Consider the following 16,432-nt stretch of genomic DNA (forward strand, 5'->3'; position numbering starts at 1 on the left):
TCGAACCCTATCAGATCAACCGGTCAAGATAATTGTCGTGGACCGGTCAGGTTAATTGTCGCTTAATAGTCCAGTGGCTGGACTAAGGTTTACTCACTCATGTTTGACTTAACTACCATATATGATTCACGAGTTGCTGCATTTTTGAACTGGGTTGTAGCTCGATTTATGGAGACATTACAGGACGATGAAAACAGAGCATTATTGCAGAGTATCTCCTCTCACCTATTTACTGTAGACGGAAATAATATCCGTGAGCGGGGACTTTCTAAAGAGAGTCGAGAGCAGCTTAAAATTGACCCATTGAGAAAAGGGGCTCCGCTAGAGCAGATGGAGGCAAACAAGTTGGCCTCTTGGTTATTACGAGTTATAGCTAACTATCAGTTTGGACCTAACTTTGGGCAAAGTGACTTTAGACAAGTTGATAAAGCATTCTTTATGCTCGGGTTTGACCTTAAACAGTTAAAATAATGGGAAATATACCAATGACAAGTAAGTGCATTGAGAACTTGACCTAAGTGATTAACGAAAAGCTGTACTACCTCGATCCAATGAATACAGGAAGTGTGGATAATGAGCTTGATGACGAATACTGCCGCTTGGCGGAAGGCATTGCGCAAAGCCTACACGAGGGTATCCAAGTCGAGAAAGCTGTGCAAAGTGAATTTGTGTTTTGGTTTGGCGAGCAATCTAAAGACAAGTTATTGAGTGTATGTAGCGCACTAAAAGAGGCAGGTATTGGCGATGGAAAATAGAATAGTCGACAACAACTTTAACTGGTTTGCAAGTAAGTTTCCCGGGTCAAACCTGCGACAGGACGGGCCGATACCTTGGCTATGGCTCTGCCGTCATGGGGAAGAGCTTTATCTAGTGAATTCGTCCAGTGAAATGATTGATGAAGTGTCTGCGAGTAATGGAGGGATGCAGACAGTTGATGATGTGGCAGTATGGTTGGAAAGCAAGTCGCGCTATATATATAACAATGTGGAGCCAAACCAAGCTGTCAAGGTTAACGAATACGATGGCTTTTATGACTTAGACTTTTTGATACAAGTATATATCAGGATACGCTCAGACCTATTGGGGCATATGGAATTAAGAACTCCTTTGTCCAAGGGAGGATTAAAGCGTAATACTGCACTTATTTGGAACGAAGGAAAGCTAGGAAAAGACGTACAAGCTGAGAATATCAGCTCATAAACGATATGCTCCTGGTAGGATTAAAATGCTGATAACATGACCGAACTGATTAAAATATTGAGCGCTTGTTGTAGAAAAATTTCTACATAAAAACTCAGGTTTTAAAGGCAAGAGCTGAGGATTAATCAGCCTACGAGCCGAGCTGTTCTTCAGGCCTGCTTCATCGGCAGAACGTGAGGCTTTACACGTTTCACATTTTTCGCTTCCTGCTCGTAGGCTTGATGACGAACATCCCATAACTCAACCGCGTGCTGAATATTTAGCCAGAACTCCGGCGTATTCCCCAAAGCCGCTGCGAGTTTGATTGCCATGGATGCTGTCAGGGTGCCTTTGTCGTGTACGATTCGGCTGAGGGTGTTTCTGTGCACACCCATGGCTTCGGCAAGCTCACTGATTTCAATGTTCACCGGCTCCAGGAACTCGGTGACCAGCATTTGGCCCACGGTCACGGGACGACGTTTTGTAGTTCTCATAACTATAACCTCCTCTAACCCTTGTACGCGTGCGGGTCTAGGTACGTATCCAGGGCGGTGCTGTCTTCCCAGCGAAAGATCAGGCGATACTGTTTGTTTACCCGGATGGAACACCAGCCCGACAGGTTTCCCTGCAAATGCTCAAACCGGTTACCCGGTGGAACCCTCAAGTCTGACTCCTGCGTCGCGGCATCCAGAATCTGAATCTTCCTGAACAGAGCACCTTCAATGGTGCTGGGTATTTTCTTATGGCTCCGGTCTTGCTCGTAGAAAGCTTCCAGCCACGCATCCCTGAATTCAACCGCCATAGTTACCTGATCACTTTTTGCTCATTATATGCACAACAATGTTGTGCGTCAATGCCGTTTAAATGAGAATGAATCTGTTTAGGGTGTGATGTTACTATAGCTAAGGCTAACATGAAGGGTCTATGAGGCAGCATCAATGTCCGGATATTACAATTGAAGCATATGCAGAGTTCCCAGTTTCCCACTTATCCCAGTTTGGAATTGGGTGATCAGGAGCCGGTTCTGAAGAAAATTACAAATATTTGCACTTCTTTCGCAATTTTTTGCACTCCGCAGGTGCTCCAACATATTTATAAGTTATTGTTTTTAAATGGCATGTTAGATTCTGTATCGGTAAGTAACCACTCACTCAGTGGCTAGTTGACTAAATACTATGCGTGTAGCTCTGTATACCCACGACGATACGTTAACAACCGCCCTTTGTAGGGTGGTTTCTCGTCTTTATCAAAAGGTACACGTTGTTCATTTAGGGTAAAACCTAAATCCGCGAGAGATCGGGTAAAGCGGTTCCGGTAACCACGGCCTGGGCAGCTAATGATCACTTTTGCTTTGTCGCTGGCTATACGCTCGATCAGTCCGGCTAGCATGTCGGCGTGATCTGGTTCATATAAAATATCGCTGCCGACGATCAAGTCAAAGCGGCCAATATCAAGCTTTTCGTCGGCCCAGGGCAAGTTAATGTAGGGGATGGGCTCTAACTTGTTAATAGTGGCATTGTGTATAAGAAAGCGTTTACTTAAGGGGTGGTAGTCGCTGGCTGTAATATTGGCTCCGCGGTGTTGCAATACAAGGCTGGGCAAAGCAAGTCCGCAACCTAATTCCAAAATACGTCGGTTTTCAATGTCCACATGTTTAACAGCTTTGGCAAGCACTCGGCTTGCTTGCCAAAGTTGCCCAAACAAACTCCAACTAGCGGAACAAATTCCAGCTTGTTTTGCTTTACCTTCTGGGTCGGAATACTGGTTATGGTCACTTAATGCTTTTAATCGTGCTTTAAAAGCACCTACTTTTACTTTTAACTTCTTTGTGGAATAACCTTGCATATAAAGCTCCTTTGCTTCTACTATTAAAGTTAATTATACCACTTATACATATTTATTATTTTAGAGCCCACTTGTATGTTTTACGGGTTTTACAACCAGCGCTAAATTGTTAGCGTATAAAAACAAAAAGGCGTGTCATGCTGAAGCAAATTGTGTACCGGAGCCTACTATTTTGCGCATTACTTACAGCTATTTTGTGGCTTGCTAAAAGCTATTACGATAGTGACCTAAAAGAAGAAGCCTTTGCGCGGCACAAACAAACCATTCAAAGTGCTCGCACGCTTCTTCATGAGCACATGCTTCGAACCACGCAAGACATACAGCAGCTGTCTCGATTTAACGCTATCCGCAACTTTGTTATATCTCCTTCCAGTGAAACGAAAGAGCAAGCTCAACATATCCTGTTAGAAACAGCTCGTGTATTTAGTCAGTACGACCAACTACGTATTATTGCTTTTGATGGCCAAGAGCTCATTCGTATCGACAATCAGGGAGCAGAACCGGAACTAGTTGCCACCGAGAAGTTGCAAAACAAGCTAACCCGTTACTATGTTCAAGAAGGATTGCAATTAAATCCAAACGAAATTTATATTTCTCCGCTAGATTTAAATAAAGAACATGGCCTTATTCAAACACCATATAAACCTATGGTGCGCATTGTTAGCCCCATATTAAATAATGAAGGCATGCCAACAGCGTTACTTGTTTTAAACTATAAAGCCGCTGGGCTTCTCAACCAATTCCGCAATGCTTTTTCTAAGCTAGACCGAGCCATGCTGGTGAATCGTGACGGTTTTTGGCTTTCAAATCACTTCAAAGAAAATGAATGGGGCTGGGAGCTTAACAATACCCACTTAACATTACGAAACTGGCACCCAAATTTATGGGAGCAAATGCAAAACAACGAAGTGGGCAGTGCTGTTATTAACGATGAGTTGTTTTCTTATCAAAATATTCACCTAGCAAACATGTATGAAGGGACGTCCCATGGCCGGTACAAAGACAGCCTAAGTTTTAATAGCGACATAGTAGACAGGGTGTGGACTATTTTAGTGCAGTCTTCAAAAGAACAGTGGCAAGCAGGTGCTGTGTATAAAAGTTATTGGTTCAAGGTATTGCTTGTGGCTTTATATGTCATTGTTATTGCTTTGGTCTATTCGCTTTCCATCCATAGATATCAGCACAAAGAAAATTTAAGACTTGAACGCCTGCAGTTGGCAAACTTCCGTGACTTATACGAAAACGCCCCTATTGGATACATTACGTTGGCCGCTGACGGCATGATTACCAACGTCAACAAAATGCTACTGAGTTATTTAGGTTACAAGCGAGAAGACTTAGTGGCCAAGGTGAACTTAAAAGACTTGGTGGTAAAAGACTCGGAAAGCCAAGCTCACGACTTATTAAACGCTTTAAGCGAAGCCCGCACTAAACAGCACCGATTGCTCATGAAATGCAAGAATGGCGACACCATTGTTGTGTCTTGTAACTTAACCTCACGCACCGACGGTATTCCAACCCTTGAGGTAGGTCGTTGCAGTGTGTTGGATGTAAGCGAACAAGTTAAACTTGAAAATCGTCTGCAACATTTGGCCCATAATGACCCATTAACTGGCCTAGCTAACCGCCGCTACTTCGACGAGTTCGCGACCCATGAATTTGTGAAAGCCCAGCGCCACAAAAGCCCGATTAGCATACTTGCTATGGACATAGACCACTTCAAGAAAATCAACGATACCTACGGCCATGACGTGGGCGATGATATTTTGAAGTCTCTTGCAAATACTTGTGAGGGCGTAATACGCTCGACCGATATTATGGCCCGCTTTGGTGGAGAAGAATTTGTTATTCTCATGCCAGATATTGACTATGACGATGCAGTGATAAAAGCCAATGAGATACGGGAAACTCTCGCCGCATTGAAAACACCATTATCGAATGGTGGCATTGTACAGTTCACTATTTCAATTGGTGTGGCAGCATACTCAGCTGAATTAGACACTATAGATAAAATACTAAAGTCAGCAGATATGGCGCTTTACAAAGCGAAAGAAAGCGGTCGTAATAAAGTTTGCTAAGGTACTACCCCTTTTAAAACGGGGGCATGTTATCATGCGGCAGTTCAAAAATAACATGAGACACACCTATGAAACTCATACTTAAACTCATTGCGGGTATTCTGATCGGCTCCTTAGTGGGGCTGTTTGCGCCAGACTTTGTTACCCGTTTACTGCTTACCTTTAAGTCTTTATTTGGTGAGCTTCTATTCTTTGTAATCCCACTTCTTATTCTGTTCTTTATTACTAGTGGTATAGCCGCTTTACCAAAGAAAAGTGGCAAGCTGCTTGGCCGCACCTTGGGGGTCGCCTACCTGTCTACCGTTATTGCTGGCATCGGCGCTTTTTTAGTAGCGCGTATGGTGGTGCCCCTCTTAACGGCGAACAGCCAAGCCGTAACGGAAGAACTGAATGGTAATGGTTTACTGCCCTTCATTACCATGGACATTCCTCCTGTGTTTGGTGTGATGACAGCCTTAGTGCTAGCCTTTGTTCTGGGGTTAGGTATTTCAGCAACTGGCTCTACAACACTGAAGTCTGCCAGCGACGAAGGCCGAGATATTATTGAAAACCTATTGGTAAAATTAATTATCCCGTTATTGCCTGTGTATATTGCCGGGGTTTTTGCGGAAATGGCAGCAGCTGGTACCGTATTTGAAACCCTAAGAACGTTTGGGGTTATTCTTATTCTGGCCATTGTGCTGCACTGGGTGTACCTAACCAGCATGTTCTTTGCTGCAGGTATAAAAGCTGGTAAGTCGCCATTGAAGCTGATTAAAAACATGCTGCCAGCTTACTTCACCGCATTAGGTACAATGTCGAGTGCAGCCACTATTCCCGTCACGCTACAAAGTGTAAAGAAGAACGGTGTTAACGAGGATATTGCTAACTTTACCGTTCCTTTATGTGCCACTACTCATTTGGCTGGCTCTACTATTACCATTGTTAGCTGCACCATGGCGGTTATGGTGCTACATAGTTCCCTGGCCATTCCAAGCTTAACCACAATGCTGCCATTTATATTAACCCTAGGCGTGGTTATGTTAGCCGCTCCTGGCGTGCCTGGTGGTGCTGTTATGTCAGCCGTTGGCTTGCTGGGTAGCATGCTTGGCTTTGGCGAAACGGCTATTGCCCTGATGATTGCTCTCTATATGGCACAAGACAGCTTTGGAACCGCTTGTAACGTAACAGGTGACGGCGCTATCGCCCTGTTTGTGAATACTGCAGCGAAGAAGTAATTTAAGGTAAAAAGAAAGAGAGCCTCACACCTAATGGGTGTGGGGCTTTTTTAATGGTGGGCGCTGGTATTTCTTGCGTATCCAATTAAGTGAACGAAGCACGCCTGGCTTACGCACCAACCAACGTTCTAACTTATATTTATACGGTATGTCCGACACCATAATAGCCATGAGTATACTTAGCAGCCCCTGCCCTGGTAATACCAACATAGCCACGCCCGCAAAGAATAAAAGCAGAGCAAAGGCATTACGCACAACGTACAAAAAAATACGCGGTAGCGTCCAAAGACGCCTGCGCTGTTTGCCTACAAAGTAATGGGACGGCATACGCACCACCAGCACGGGTAATAGTGCAAACGACACCAACAGCGAAACAATACTCGTACTAATAAGTACCGGTATATAGGGCTCTATCCAAGCTACCCACGCAGGTAAATATTCAATGTTTAGCATGTACAGTTTCGCTGTAAAAGTGTCGGGGCTGTCCGCTTAAAGCTTAGCGCAGTAATAACACGGGCACCTGAGCACTTTGCACCAATGCATTGGTGTGGCCGCCCACAAAGAAGTCACGAATGCGAGAGTGTCCATACGCACCCATCACCATGGCATGTATATTGTGTTCTGCAATATAGGCGTTCAACGCTTCTTCCACATCACCCGCAATAATGGCCGTAGTAACCGCAAACCCTTGTTCCTGAAGTTGCTGTTCTGCCCAGTGCAACTGGGCTTGGTGATCTTTGCTGTCGGCTCCCACCATCACTACATGCACTGGTAGCCCTTTAAATAAAGGGCTACTGGCAACCATAGACACGGCTTTCTGCGCTGTTTTGCTATGGTCATAGGCTATAAGAATACGTTCAGGGGCTTTAAACTCACCATGTACCACCCAAACCGGACGCGACACAGTCCGCACCAACTCTTCCACTTGATGCCCAATGCGGCGTTTACGACGGCTTTCTGTGCCCCGTTTGCCTTGACGGCCAATTACCAATAAGCGTACTTCATCTTCTATATCTAGCAGGGCATCGACCAAGTTGCCATGGCGCTGGCGTAGCAAAGGTTCTTCAAACTCAGTACTAATATGCTCTTGCGCCGCTTGTAAAAACACCTGGCCCTGTTCTCGAGCAAGCTTGGCGCGCTTTTCTTCTAGCTCTGCGATTTCTTCTAAAATACGCTGGCGCTGGTCAATATCAATTCGGCCACTAAAGTCGGAACTGTCCCCACTGCGATTATCATCTAATACATTCAGTAGAACCAAAGGGCTGCCCATGCGCTTAGCGGACCAGGCTGCGTAACTTGCAACCGTGTCACTCAAGGCTGAACCATCGATACATGCAACTGTATTTACTGTCATTCTGATTCCCTTTATACCAGTAGGTTACGAGTTAGATAAATGGTCAATAGCGTCTGGTTTGTCGGAAACACCAAACTTGTCAACCACGGTGGCTGTCGCTTTATTCATGCCTTCTACTACCACTTCAGCGCCTTCTCGGCGGAACTTCAAGACCACTTTGTCCAATGCGCCCACTGAAGTAATATCCCAGAAGTGTGCCCGATCAAGGTTAATAACCACTTTATCAAGTGCTTCATGGAAGTCGAATGACTCGCCAAACTTCTCGGCTGAAGTAAAGAACACCTGGCCCACAACATCGTACTGACGTTGTTTCCCGTCGTCTGACAGCGTAGAAGAAACATGCATATAGTTGCTAACTTTGGCCGCAAAGAAGAGCGCTGCTAATAGCACACCAACAAACACACCCAAGGCCAGGTTATGCGTCCATACTACCACCACAACCGTCGCCACCATCACAATGTTGGTACTTAATGGGTGTTTACGTAAGTCCGCTACAGACTGCCAACTAAAGGTACCTATGGACACCATAATCATGACCGCAACAAGCGCTGCCATGGGTACTTGGGACACCCAGTCACTTAAAAACACAACCAGAATAATAAGGCCCGTTCCCGCCACTAACATGGACAAACGACCCCGACCACCCGACTTTACGTTAATCACCGACTGACCTATCATGGCACACCCGGCCATACCACCCATTAAGCCTGCACCAATATTGGCAATTCCTTGGCCGCGGCACTCTTTATTTCGGTCTGACTTAGTATCTGTTAGGTCATCTACTATGGTCTGCGTCATCATCGACTCAAGCAAACCCACCATAGCCAATGGGAAAGCGTAAGGCAGAATAATGCTTAAAGTTTCTAAATTCAGCGGGATATTTGGTAAGAAGAACACGGGTAAGGTGTCTGGTAGTTCTCCCATATCTCCTACTGTGCGGACATCAATGCCAAAGAACATCACAATGGCAGTAATGATAATGATAGAAATAAGGGGGGAAGGTACGGCTTTGGTTATGTAGGGCAGTCCATAAATAATACCTAAACCCGCTGCAGTTAAGGCATACACATGCCAAGTAACGTCGATAAGTTCAGGTAATTGCGCCATAAAAATAAGAATAGCCAAAGCATTTACAAAGCCTGTTACGACGGAGCGGGACACAAACCGCATAAGACTACCTAGCTTTAAAAGCCCAAAAACTAACTGAATAACACCGGTTAGAATGGTTGCTGCAAGCAAGTACTCTAGGCCGTAGTCTTTCACGAGCGTGACCATAAGTAAGGCCATAGCCCCTGTAGCAGCCGATATTTGCCCTGGGCGACCACCTATAAAGGCCATGATCACACATATACAAAAAGACGCATACAAACCAACTTTCGGGTCGACACCGGCAATAATAGAAAAGGCAATGGATTCTGGTATAAGTGCTAGCGCAACCACAAGACCTGCGAGTATGTCGGGCCTAATATTGCCAAACCATTCTTTTTTCCAATCACTTTTCATGTATCTTCCTACTAAAGTTAACAGTTATATGCCTAGACTATTTGCTAGTCTCATCACAATATGGTTACCAAATAACCAATAATGAAATATAAATTTATTGTTATTTATCAATAACTAAAATAAAAAAGTTTTGTTATAGATAAAGTTAAGCAGCTTAAAACTGGGCTTGGTGCCGATTTTTGAATTTAAACCGGCTAAAGACCAAGTTAACCTGCCTTAAATTAGCTGATATGTGGTAGTTAGCTTCAAAATAAAAGCGAATACTAAAGGCGTACACACAGCCTTACAAGCAACTTATAAATAAAGTGCACTTTACTTGTTGCTATTTTTGCTAAACAACTTCAAATTTAACCACAAACACGCCAACGAAACGTCTTAAATTATGAGCAAACCTATCGAAATTCTTGTCGGAACCACCGCCGGTAACACCGAGTTTTTAGCCAGCGAACTCGAGCTATATTTACAAGGTCAAGGCTTAAAAACTGAGTTTCACGACTACCCGAAATGGGATGATCTTAATCTAAAGGCCAGCTTTTTATTTTGTATTGCAACCCATGGAGCTGGAGAGTATGCAGAAAGCATTGCCGAGCTAATGGAGCATATTGAACAACTTCAGCCAGATCTTACCCACATGCATTATGCTTTAGTGGCGATCGGCGACTCGAGTTACGACACCTATTGTAGCGCAGGTATCGCTGCGAATAAACTTCTCCAAAGCCTAGGTGCCGTAAGCCTTAGCCCGATGTTAAAAATAGACATGATGACCGCTTTAGAACCTGAAGCCATTGCGTTAGAATGGCTAAAGCACATTCGCTGGCCATAAATAATATGCAGGTTATACACAGGAAATGATCCTGTTTACCAACATAAATAAGATCCTGTGGAAAACCTATGATCTTACTTGTGATCTGATCAGGGTACAGATCTGGGGATAACTTTGGCTGTGCATAAGTGATGACTTATCCCACTGGTTATTCGCACTGATCATCGAGCCTTACTCACAACATAAATTCGATCGTAAGTGATTGTTAAAAATAAAGTTATTTCAGTTAACCACAGAAATCGGCCTCGCTAGTAATAACAATAATAATCTTCTTTAAAAGAATATAGATCTTATAACTACTACCCGATCAGCAAATTCCTGATCACCAACCAAAACCAATGATCGCTTAATCTTGCCTTCGATCCGAGGTATACTAAGACGATCGTTTTGAACAGACACTGCTTAACCGCTAGGAAGATGTATGACCAAAGAAAATAAGTTCGATGTAATCGTGATCGGTGGAGGACATGCTGGTACGGAAGCCGCTTTAGCTGCTGCTCGTATGGGCCAACAAACGTTGCTGTTAACCCACAACATCGACACCCTTGGTCAAATGTCGTGTAACCCTGCCATTGGCGGTATTGGCAAAGGTCATTTAGTAAAAGAGATCGATGCCTTAGGTGGACTTATGGCTAAAGGTGCCGATCATGCGGGTATACAGTTTCGCACCTTAAACGCTTCTAAAGGGCCTGCGGTACGCGCAACCCGTGCTCAAACCGATCGCCAATTGTATCGATCTTTTATTCGCAAGCACTTGGAGCAAACCCCGAATTTACGAATTTTTCAGCAAGCTTGTGACGACTTAATTGTGAGTGAAACCGGTACTGGCCCGCGTGTTGAGGGCGTTGTAACCCAAATGGGCTTAAAGTTCTTTGCCTCACGGGTTATTTTAACCGTTGGTACCTTCCTTGGCGGGCAAATTCATATTGGGCTTTCTCAGTACAGTGGCGGCCGCGCGGGTGATCCACCCTCCATTGCACTAGCACAAAGACTACGCGCTTTACCGTTTCGTGTTGATCGTTTAAAAACCGGTACACCACCACGGATTGACGCAAACACCGTTGATTTTTCCGTGATGCAAGAGCAACCAAGTGACTCCCCTCGCCCGATCTTTTCCTACACGGGTTCTCATGCGGATCAGCCACGCCAAATTAGTTGCTATATCACCCATACCAATACCCAAACGCACGATATTATTCGAAGCGGCTTGGATCGATCGCCCATGTATTCAGGTGTGATTGAAGGTGTAGGCCCGCGCTATTGTCCATCCATCGAAGACAAAGTCATGCGCTTTGCTAGCAAAGAGTCGCACCAAATTTTTGTTGAGCCCGAAGGACTCGACACCTGTGAGTTATATCCAAATGGTATTTCTACAAGTTTGCCTTACGATGTGCAGCTAGAACTTGTGCATTCCATTCGTGGTTTTGAAAATGCTCATATTACGCGACCTGGTTACGCCATTGAGTATGACTTTTTTGACCCACGTGACTTGAAGAAGTCGTTGGAGTCTAAATTTATTGAAGGTTTATACCTTGCTGGTCAAATTAATGGCACGACCGGCTATGAAGAAGCCGGGGCCCAAGGGTTAATTGCTGGAATGAACGCAGCCCTGGCAGTACAAGGTCGTGAGTCTTGGTCGCCTCGCCGTGACGAAGCTTACATAGGCGTGTTAATTGACGACTTGGCCACTTTAGGTACCAAAGAACCCTACCGTATGTTTACCTCACGGGCGGAATACCGCTTGCTTTTACGGGAAGATAACGCCGATATTCGCTTAACGGAAAAAGGCCGTGAGTTGGGCTTGGTAGGCGATGCTCAGTACGCCCTATTCGAAAAGAAAATGGAACAGATTGAACAAGAAAAGCAGCGTTTACGGTCTACTTGGGTGCATAAAGACCACCCAGGACTGGGCGAGCTGAATCAACTGTTGAAAAGCCCAATTAGCAAAGAAGCCAACCTGGAAGAACTGATACGTCGTCCGGAAGTGCGTTACGCTGAATTAACGAACTTGCCAAGCTTTGGCCCTAGTATTGCAGACCAGCGCACGGCCGAACAAGTTGAAATTCAAATAAAGTATGCGGGCTATATTGAGCGTCAAAAGGACGAAATAGCCAAAGCGATACGCCACGAGAACACCTTACTGCCACTCGACTTTGACTATGGCACTATTTCTGGGCTGTCAAACGAAGTAATTTTCAAGTTAAATGAACATAAACCCGAAACCGTTGGCCAAGCGGCCCGCATTTCAGGTATAACACCCGCCGCAATTTCTATGTTGCTGGTTCATTTGAAAAAACTTGGTTTATTACGCAAATTTGATAAGAAAAGAGCCTAAATGAGTAAAAACTTCCCTACAGCTGAGCTGCAGGCGCGCTTAGCTGCAGCGTTGCAAACTCCTGAATTTGAAGCTTTATCTGTAACCACTGAGCAGCAAGCATTGCTAATCCAATTGCTTGCTCAATTGCATAAGTGGAATTCAGCGTATAACTTAACTTCTGTACGTAACCCACAGGATATGTTGGTACGGCATATATTTGATAGCATAGCTGTCAGCCCCTACTTACCAGGCAAGCGCATTATTGATGTGGGTACAGGGCCAGGTTTACCGGGATTGCCCCTAGCGATTATTAATCCAGACAAACACTTTGTGTTACTGGACAGTTTGGGCAAGCGTATATCCTTTATTCGCCAGGCAGCGCATCAGCTAGGCTTAGAGAATGTGACAGCAGTACAGTCGAGGGTGGAAGCTTACCAACCTGAACAAGGCTTCGACGGCGTGATGAGCAGAGCATTTGCTTCGCTTGCAGACATGCTCAGCTGGTGTCATCATTTGCCTTCTGCCTCCGGTCAGTTTATTGCATTAAAGGGCCAATTAAGCGAAGAAGAACTAGCAGAGGTTGCTTTGCCTTTCGAAATTACAGCAACACATGCTATACAAGTTCCTGAACTAGATGCAGCGCGCCATTTAGTTGAAATAAAAAAATTATAATATCCTTTAAAGGTGCTAAAACGTGGGAAAAGTAATTGCCATTGCCAACCAAAAAGGCGGTGTCGGTAAAACAACGACAGCCGTAAACTTGTCTGCCTCTATGGCGGCAACAAGGCGTAAGGTGTTACTGATCGATCTTGACCCGCAAGGGAATGCCACCATGGCAAGTGGGGTTGATAAGTATCAAGTAGAGCACAGTATTTATGACTTATTGGTAGACGAACGGTCTGCTGAAAGTGTGATTACCCAAGAAACAACGGGCAAATACGACTTAATTGCAGCCAATAGCGATGTAACGGCCGCAGAAATTAAGCTTATGGAAGTGTTTGCCCGTGAAACACGTTTACGTAGGGCTTTAGAGCCTATTCGCGCCAATTACGACTACATTTTCATAGACTGCCCGCCTTCACTGAACCTGTTGACAGTGAATGCAATGGCAGCCGCTGACTCAGTGATGGTCCCTATGCAGTGCGAATATTACGCACTAGAAGGCCTAACTGCACTGATGGACACCATTGAACAGTTACGCAGTGTGGTCAACCCAGACCTCAGTATCGAAGGGTTACTGCGAACCATGTATGATCCACGTAATCGCTTAGCCAATGATGTGTCTGAGCAACTGAAAAATCACTTTGGCGACAAAGTATACCGCACGGTTATTCCACGGAACGTGCGTTTAGCAGAAGCGCCAAGTTTCGGTTCACCCGCTATGTACTATGATAAAAGTTCCACGGGGAGCAAGGCTTACTTAGCCTTAGCAGGTGAAGTTATTCGACGTGACGAATTAGCACGTCAAGCATGTTAAAGGTATTTCCATGACGGTTAAAAAAAGAGGATTAGGGCGAGGACTCGACGCATTGCTTGCAACTAGCGCAAGTGCCGCCGCCCGTCATGACAGCGAAGAGCCGGTACAAGAAACGGTTGATAAAGGCGAACTACGAAAGCTACCTATCGAGTTTTTGCAGCCTGGCCAATACCAACCACGTAAAGAAATGGCACCCGAAGCTCTAGAAGAATTAGCCAGCTCTATTAAAGCGCAGGGCATTATCCAGCCTATTGTCGTGCGGGTATTAGGCACAGACAGTTACGAAATAATTGCCGGTGAACGTCGGTGGCGCGCAGCCCAGCTAGCTCAGCTTGACGTTGTTCCTTGCTTAGTAAAAGACGTCCCAGAAAACGCTGTTATTGCCATTGCGTTAATTGAAAATATTCAACGGGAAGACTTAAACGCCCTTGAAGAAGCAGTTGCATACCAGCGTTTAATTGATGAATTTGGTATGACACACCAACAAATTTCTGAAGCAGTGGGTAAGTCACGTACCACAGTGACCAACCTGCTTCGTATTAACCAACTCAATGACGACGTAAAATTACACCTAGAACGGGGTGATATTGACCTGGGTCATGCTAAGGTATTGCTGGCGGTCCAAGGTGAACTACAAAGCGAATTAGCACGTGTTATTGTGGCCAAAGGACTTACCGTACGAGAGTCGGAAAAACTGGTAAATCAAGCGCTTAACCCTAGTGCTCCAAAAGAGCCGACACCCGTAGACCCAGATGTAAAACAACTAGAAGAACGCTTAGCCAACAAATTAGGGGCAAAAGTTTCAATTAGCCACAACCGTAAGGGGAAAGGCAAGTTGGTTATAAATTACACCAGCTTAGACGAACTCGACGGCATTTTAGAACACATTTCATAACACCGCAGACACGTAACCAAAGGTGAACTTTGGTTGCAATTTTGCTGCAAAACTTTATAATCTGCGCAGTTTTCACGGCACTGTGGATAAAAGGGCTAAAATGGCGCACAAAAAGAACAACCGGCTGACGCACGACGGTCGTCGGATTGCAAAACGCCTTTTAGTACTACAAGCGGCAGCTACGCTCGTGCTAGTTGCTCTTTTTGCTTGGATATACGGGCCTTCAGGAGCTATTACCGCCAGTGCAGGTGGGGTCATTAGCTTAGTTCCAAATGCAGTTTTTGCAGTGTACGCCTTCCGCTTTGGTGGCGCGCGCTCAGCATCCGAAGTGGTGCGAAGCTTTTATGCTGGTGAAGCAGTAAAAATGGTTTTAACAATTATCCTTTTTGCTGCTGCGTTTATGACACTTAACGGGCCATGGTTGCCCCTATTTATTGTGTTTGGTGTCGTAACTTTTATGCACTGGCTAATACCGTTTCTAAACTTTAAATCTAACTAAATTGGGTTGTTGAACATGGCCACAAATGGAACGTTAACTTCCACAGACTACATTAAGCACCACCTAGATCCACTGCAAGTGGGCGAAGGCTTTTGGGCAATCAATATCGACTCGCTTGGTATTTCAGTTGTCCTTGGTTTCTTCTTTATTTGGTTATTCGCACGGGTTGCGAAAAAAGCCAATGCTGGAGTACCAGGAAAACTGCAATGCTTTGTTGAAATGATATTCGACTTTGTCCATACCACAGTCAAAGACTCTTTCCGCGCAAAAAGTAAGCTGATTGCACCGTTAGCATTGACCATTTTCGTTTGGGTCGTGTTAATGAACACCATGAAGCTCATTCCGGTTGATTTCTTACCGGTTATAGCTGGTACTCTAGGTCTCCTATTCGCAGGCGACAAAGTAAAGGGCTATGTGGGTTCAGACGCAACCTGGGTTGAACGGGCCATGGACCACCCTTGGAGCTATATTAAAGCGGCTCCTACCACAGACTTAAACACCACAGTCGCCCTTGCGCTGGGTGTGTTTATACTCATTATTTATTACTCAGTGAAGCATAAAGGGCTGGGTGGCTTTATTAAGGAGCTCACCTTAAACCCGTTTAACCACTGGTTATTAATACCCTTTAACCTTGTGCTTGAAGTTGTCGCACTGGTTGCTAAACCACTTTCCTTGTCACTACGTTTGTTCGGTAACATGTACGCTGGAGAACTAATCTTTATCCTTATTGCGATGATTGGTATTTGGCAGTTACCACTACACTTCCCCTGGGCGGTGTTCCACATTCTAGTTATTCTGTTGCAAGCGTTCATTTTCATGATGCTTTCAATAGTTTACCTAAGCATGGCAAGTGAAAAACACTAGTAGAACCGAATTTGGGGTTTCTTTGTAAGCCCCAGTGAAACTTAACTTTAATTTACTTTTAACTTTAACTATCTGAAAACTGGAGATATCAATGGAAACTGTAGTTTCGTTTACAATCATAGGTGTTGCGATCATTATCGGTTTGGCAGCCTTAGGTACAGCACTTGGTTTTGGTCTAATGGGTGGCCGTTTCTTAGAAGCTACTGCACGTCAACCAGAAATGGCTTCACAAATCCAAATTAAAATGTTCATCCTAGCTGGTCTTATTGATGCTATCGCGATGATCGGTGTTGGTGTTTCGTTATTCTTCGTATTCGCGAACCCGTTTGTTGCTACATTACAACAAGCACTAGCAGGTTAATTGAAACTCAACGGTCATCA

At 44.8% G+C, this 16,432-nt stretch carries 19 protein-coding genes; 13 read left to right on the plus strand and 6 right to left on the minus strand.

All coding sequences use genetic code 11. The features are described 5' to 3' along the window. Positions 1-99 precede the first annotated feature (99 nt). Genes CWE15_RS00440 through CWE15_RS00450 form a run of 3 tightly spaced genes read left to right on the plus strand, consistent with a single transcriptional unit; the run spans position 100 to position 1,200 of the window. Complete coding sequence (locus CWE15_RS00440; RefSeq protein ID WP_126756099.1) at positions 100-471, plus strand: hypothetical protein; 372 nt, start codon at positions 100-102, stop codon at positions 469-471. Between the two features lie 47 nt (positions 472-518). After that, on the plus strand, positions 519-755 hold the full coding sequence (locus CWE15_RS00445; RefSeq protein ID WP_126756100.1) for a hypothetical protein: 237 nt from the start codon (positions 519-521) through the stop codon (positions 753-755). Then, positions 745-1,200 (plus strand): hypothetical protein, encoded by a 456-nt coding sequence (locus CWE15_RS00450; protein WP_126756101.1) that lies wholly within the window; start codon positions 745-747, stop codon positions 1,198-1,200. The genes CWE15_RS00445 and CWE15_RS00450 overlap by 11 nt, the downstream gene beginning before the upstream one ends. Positions 1,201-1,349: 149 nt before the next feature. On the opposite strand, the gene CWE15_RS00455 is transcribed toward CWE15_RS00450, so the two are convergent. The 3 genes from CWE15_RS00455 to CWE15_RS00465 all read right to left on the minus strand — a co-directional run bounded on the left by CWE15_RS00455 (position 1,350) and on the right by CWE15_RS00465 (position 3,024). Continuing rightward, the gene (locus CWE15_RS00455) at positions 1,350-1,673 is read right to left on the minus strand and encodes a HigA family addiction module antitoxin (RefSeq protein ID WP_126756102.1); all 324 of its coding nucleotides are present in this window, start codon (positions 1,671-1,673) and stop codon (positions 1,350-1,352) included. A 14-nt stretch (positions 1,674-1,687) separates the two neighbouring features. Then, on the minus strand, positions 1,688-1,981 hold the full coding sequence (locus tag CWE15_RS00460; RefSeq protein ID WP_126756103.1) for a type II toxin-antitoxin system RelE/ParE family toxin: 294 nt from the start codon (positions 1,979-1,981) through the stop codon (positions 1,688-1,690). Positions 1,982-2,352: 371 nt separating this feature from the next. Next, positions 2,353-3,024 (minus strand): class I SAM-dependent methyltransferase, encoded by a 672-nt coding sequence (locus tag CWE15_RS00465; protein ID WP_126756104.1) that lies wholly within the window; start codon positions 3,022-3,024, stop codon positions 2,353-2,355. Positions 3,025-3,161: 137 nt separating this feature from the next. On the opposite strand from CWE15_RS00465, the gene CWE15_RS00470 reads away from it, so the two are divergent. Both CWE15_RS00470 and CWE15_RS00475 read left to right on the plus strand, forming a co-directional pair. Beyond that, entirely contained in the window at positions 3,162-5,102 is a 1,941-nt protein-coding gene (locus CWE15_RS00470) for a sensor domain-containing diguanylate cyclase (protein WP_126756105.1), read from the plus strand. 68 nt (positions 5,103-5,170) lie between these two features. Then, positions 5,171-6,319, plus strand: coding sequence for a dicarboxylate/amino acid:cation symporter (locus tag CWE15_RS00475; RefSeq protein WP_126756106.1), 1,149 nt, complete (start codon positions 5,171-5,173; stop codon positions 6,317-6,319). Between the two features lie 30 nt (positions 6,320-6,349). Here CWE15_RS00475 and CWE15_RS00480 read toward each other — a convergent pair whose 3' ends face one another. Genes CWE15_RS00480 through CWE15_RS00490 form a run of 3 tightly spaced genes read right to left on the minus strand, consistent with a single transcriptional unit; the run spans position 6,350 to position 9,176 of the window. Continuing rightward, positions 6,350-6,772, minus strand: coding sequence for a hypothetical protein (locus CWE15_RS00480; RefSeq protein WP_126756107.1), 423 nt, complete (start codon positions 6,770-6,772; stop codon positions 6,350-6,352). A gap of 43 nt (positions 6,773-6,815) precedes the next feature. Further along, positions 6,816-7,673, minus strand: a complete 858-nt coding sequence (locus CWE15_RS00485) for a universal stress protein (protein WP_126756108.1) — start codon at positions 7,671-7,673, stop codon at positions 6,816-6,818. 24 nt (positions 7,674-7,697) lie between these two features. Beyond that, positions 7,698-9,176, minus strand: coding sequence for a SulP family inorganic anion transporter (locus CWE15_RS00490; protein WP_126756109.1), 1,479 nt, complete (start codon positions 9,174-9,176; stop codon positions 7,698-7,700). Positions 9,177-9,558: 382 nt separating this feature from the next. On the opposite strand from CWE15_RS00490, the gene CWE15_RS00495 reads away from it, so the two are divergent. From CWE15_RS00495 to atpE, 8 genes are all read left to right on the plus strand, one after another. Next, on the plus strand, positions 9,559-9,999 hold the full coding sequence (locus CWE15_RS00495) for a flavodoxin domain-containing protein (protein ID WP_126756110.1): 441 nt from the start codon (positions 9,559-9,561) through the stop codon (positions 9,997-9,999). A gap of 421 nt (positions 10,000-10,420) precedes the next feature. Then, positions 10,421-12,334, plus strand: coding sequence for a tRNA uridine-5-carboxymethylaminomethyl(34) synthesis enzyme MnmG (gene mnmG / locus CWE15_RS00500; protein ID WP_126756111.1), 1,914 nt, complete (start codon positions 10,421-10,423; stop codon positions 12,332-12,334). Then, on the plus strand, positions 12,335-12,988 hold the full coding sequence (rsmG, locus tag CWE15_RS00505; RefSeq protein ID WP_126756112.1) for a 16S rRNA (guanine(527)-N(7))-methyltransferase RsmG: 654 nt from the start codon (positions 12,335-12,337) through the stop codon (positions 12,986-12,988). Positions 12,989-13,010: 22 nt separating this feature from the next. After that, a complete protein-coding gene (locus CWE15_RS00510; protein WP_126756113.1) occupies positions 13,011-13,793 on the plus strand; it encodes a ParA family protein in 783 nt (260 codons plus the stop codon). Positions 13,794-13,803: 10 nt separating this feature from the next. Beyond that, on the plus strand, positions 13,804-14,688 hold the full coding sequence (locus CWE15_RS00515; protein ID WP_126756114.1) for a ParB/RepB/Spo0J family partition protein: 885 nt from the start codon (positions 13,804-13,806) through the stop codon (positions 14,686-14,688). A gap of 22 nt (positions 14,689-14,710) precedes the next feature. Beyond that, a complete protein-coding gene (locus tag CWE15_RS00520) occupies positions 14,711-15,187 on the plus strand; it encodes an ATP synthase subunit I (protein ID WP_126756115.1) in 477 nt (158 codons plus the stop codon). Positions 15,188-15,202: 15 nt separating this feature from the next. After that, positions 15,203-16,051: a F0F1 ATP synthase subunit A gene (atpB, locus tag CWE15_RS00525; RefSeq protein WP_126756116.1), complete on the plus strand. Its 849-nt coding sequence runs from the start codon at positions 15,203-15,205 to the stop codon at positions 16,049-16,051. A gap of 91 nt (positions 16,052-16,142) precedes the next feature. After that, the gene (gene atpE / locus CWE15_RS00530; RefSeq protein WP_126756117.1) at positions 16,143-16,412 is read left to right on the plus strand and encodes a F0F1 ATP synthase subunit C; all 270 of its coding nucleotides are present in this window, start codon (positions 16,143-16,145) and stop codon (positions 16,410-16,412) included. Positions 16,413-16,432 lie beyond the last annotated feature (20 nt).

The sequence above is a fragment of the Aliidiomarina taiwanensis genome, from assembly GCF_003987015.1.
GTDB classification, from domain to species: domain Bacteria; phylum Pseudomonadota; class Gammaproteobacteria; order Enterobacterales; family Alteromonadaceae; genus Aliidiomarina; species Aliidiomarina taiwanensis.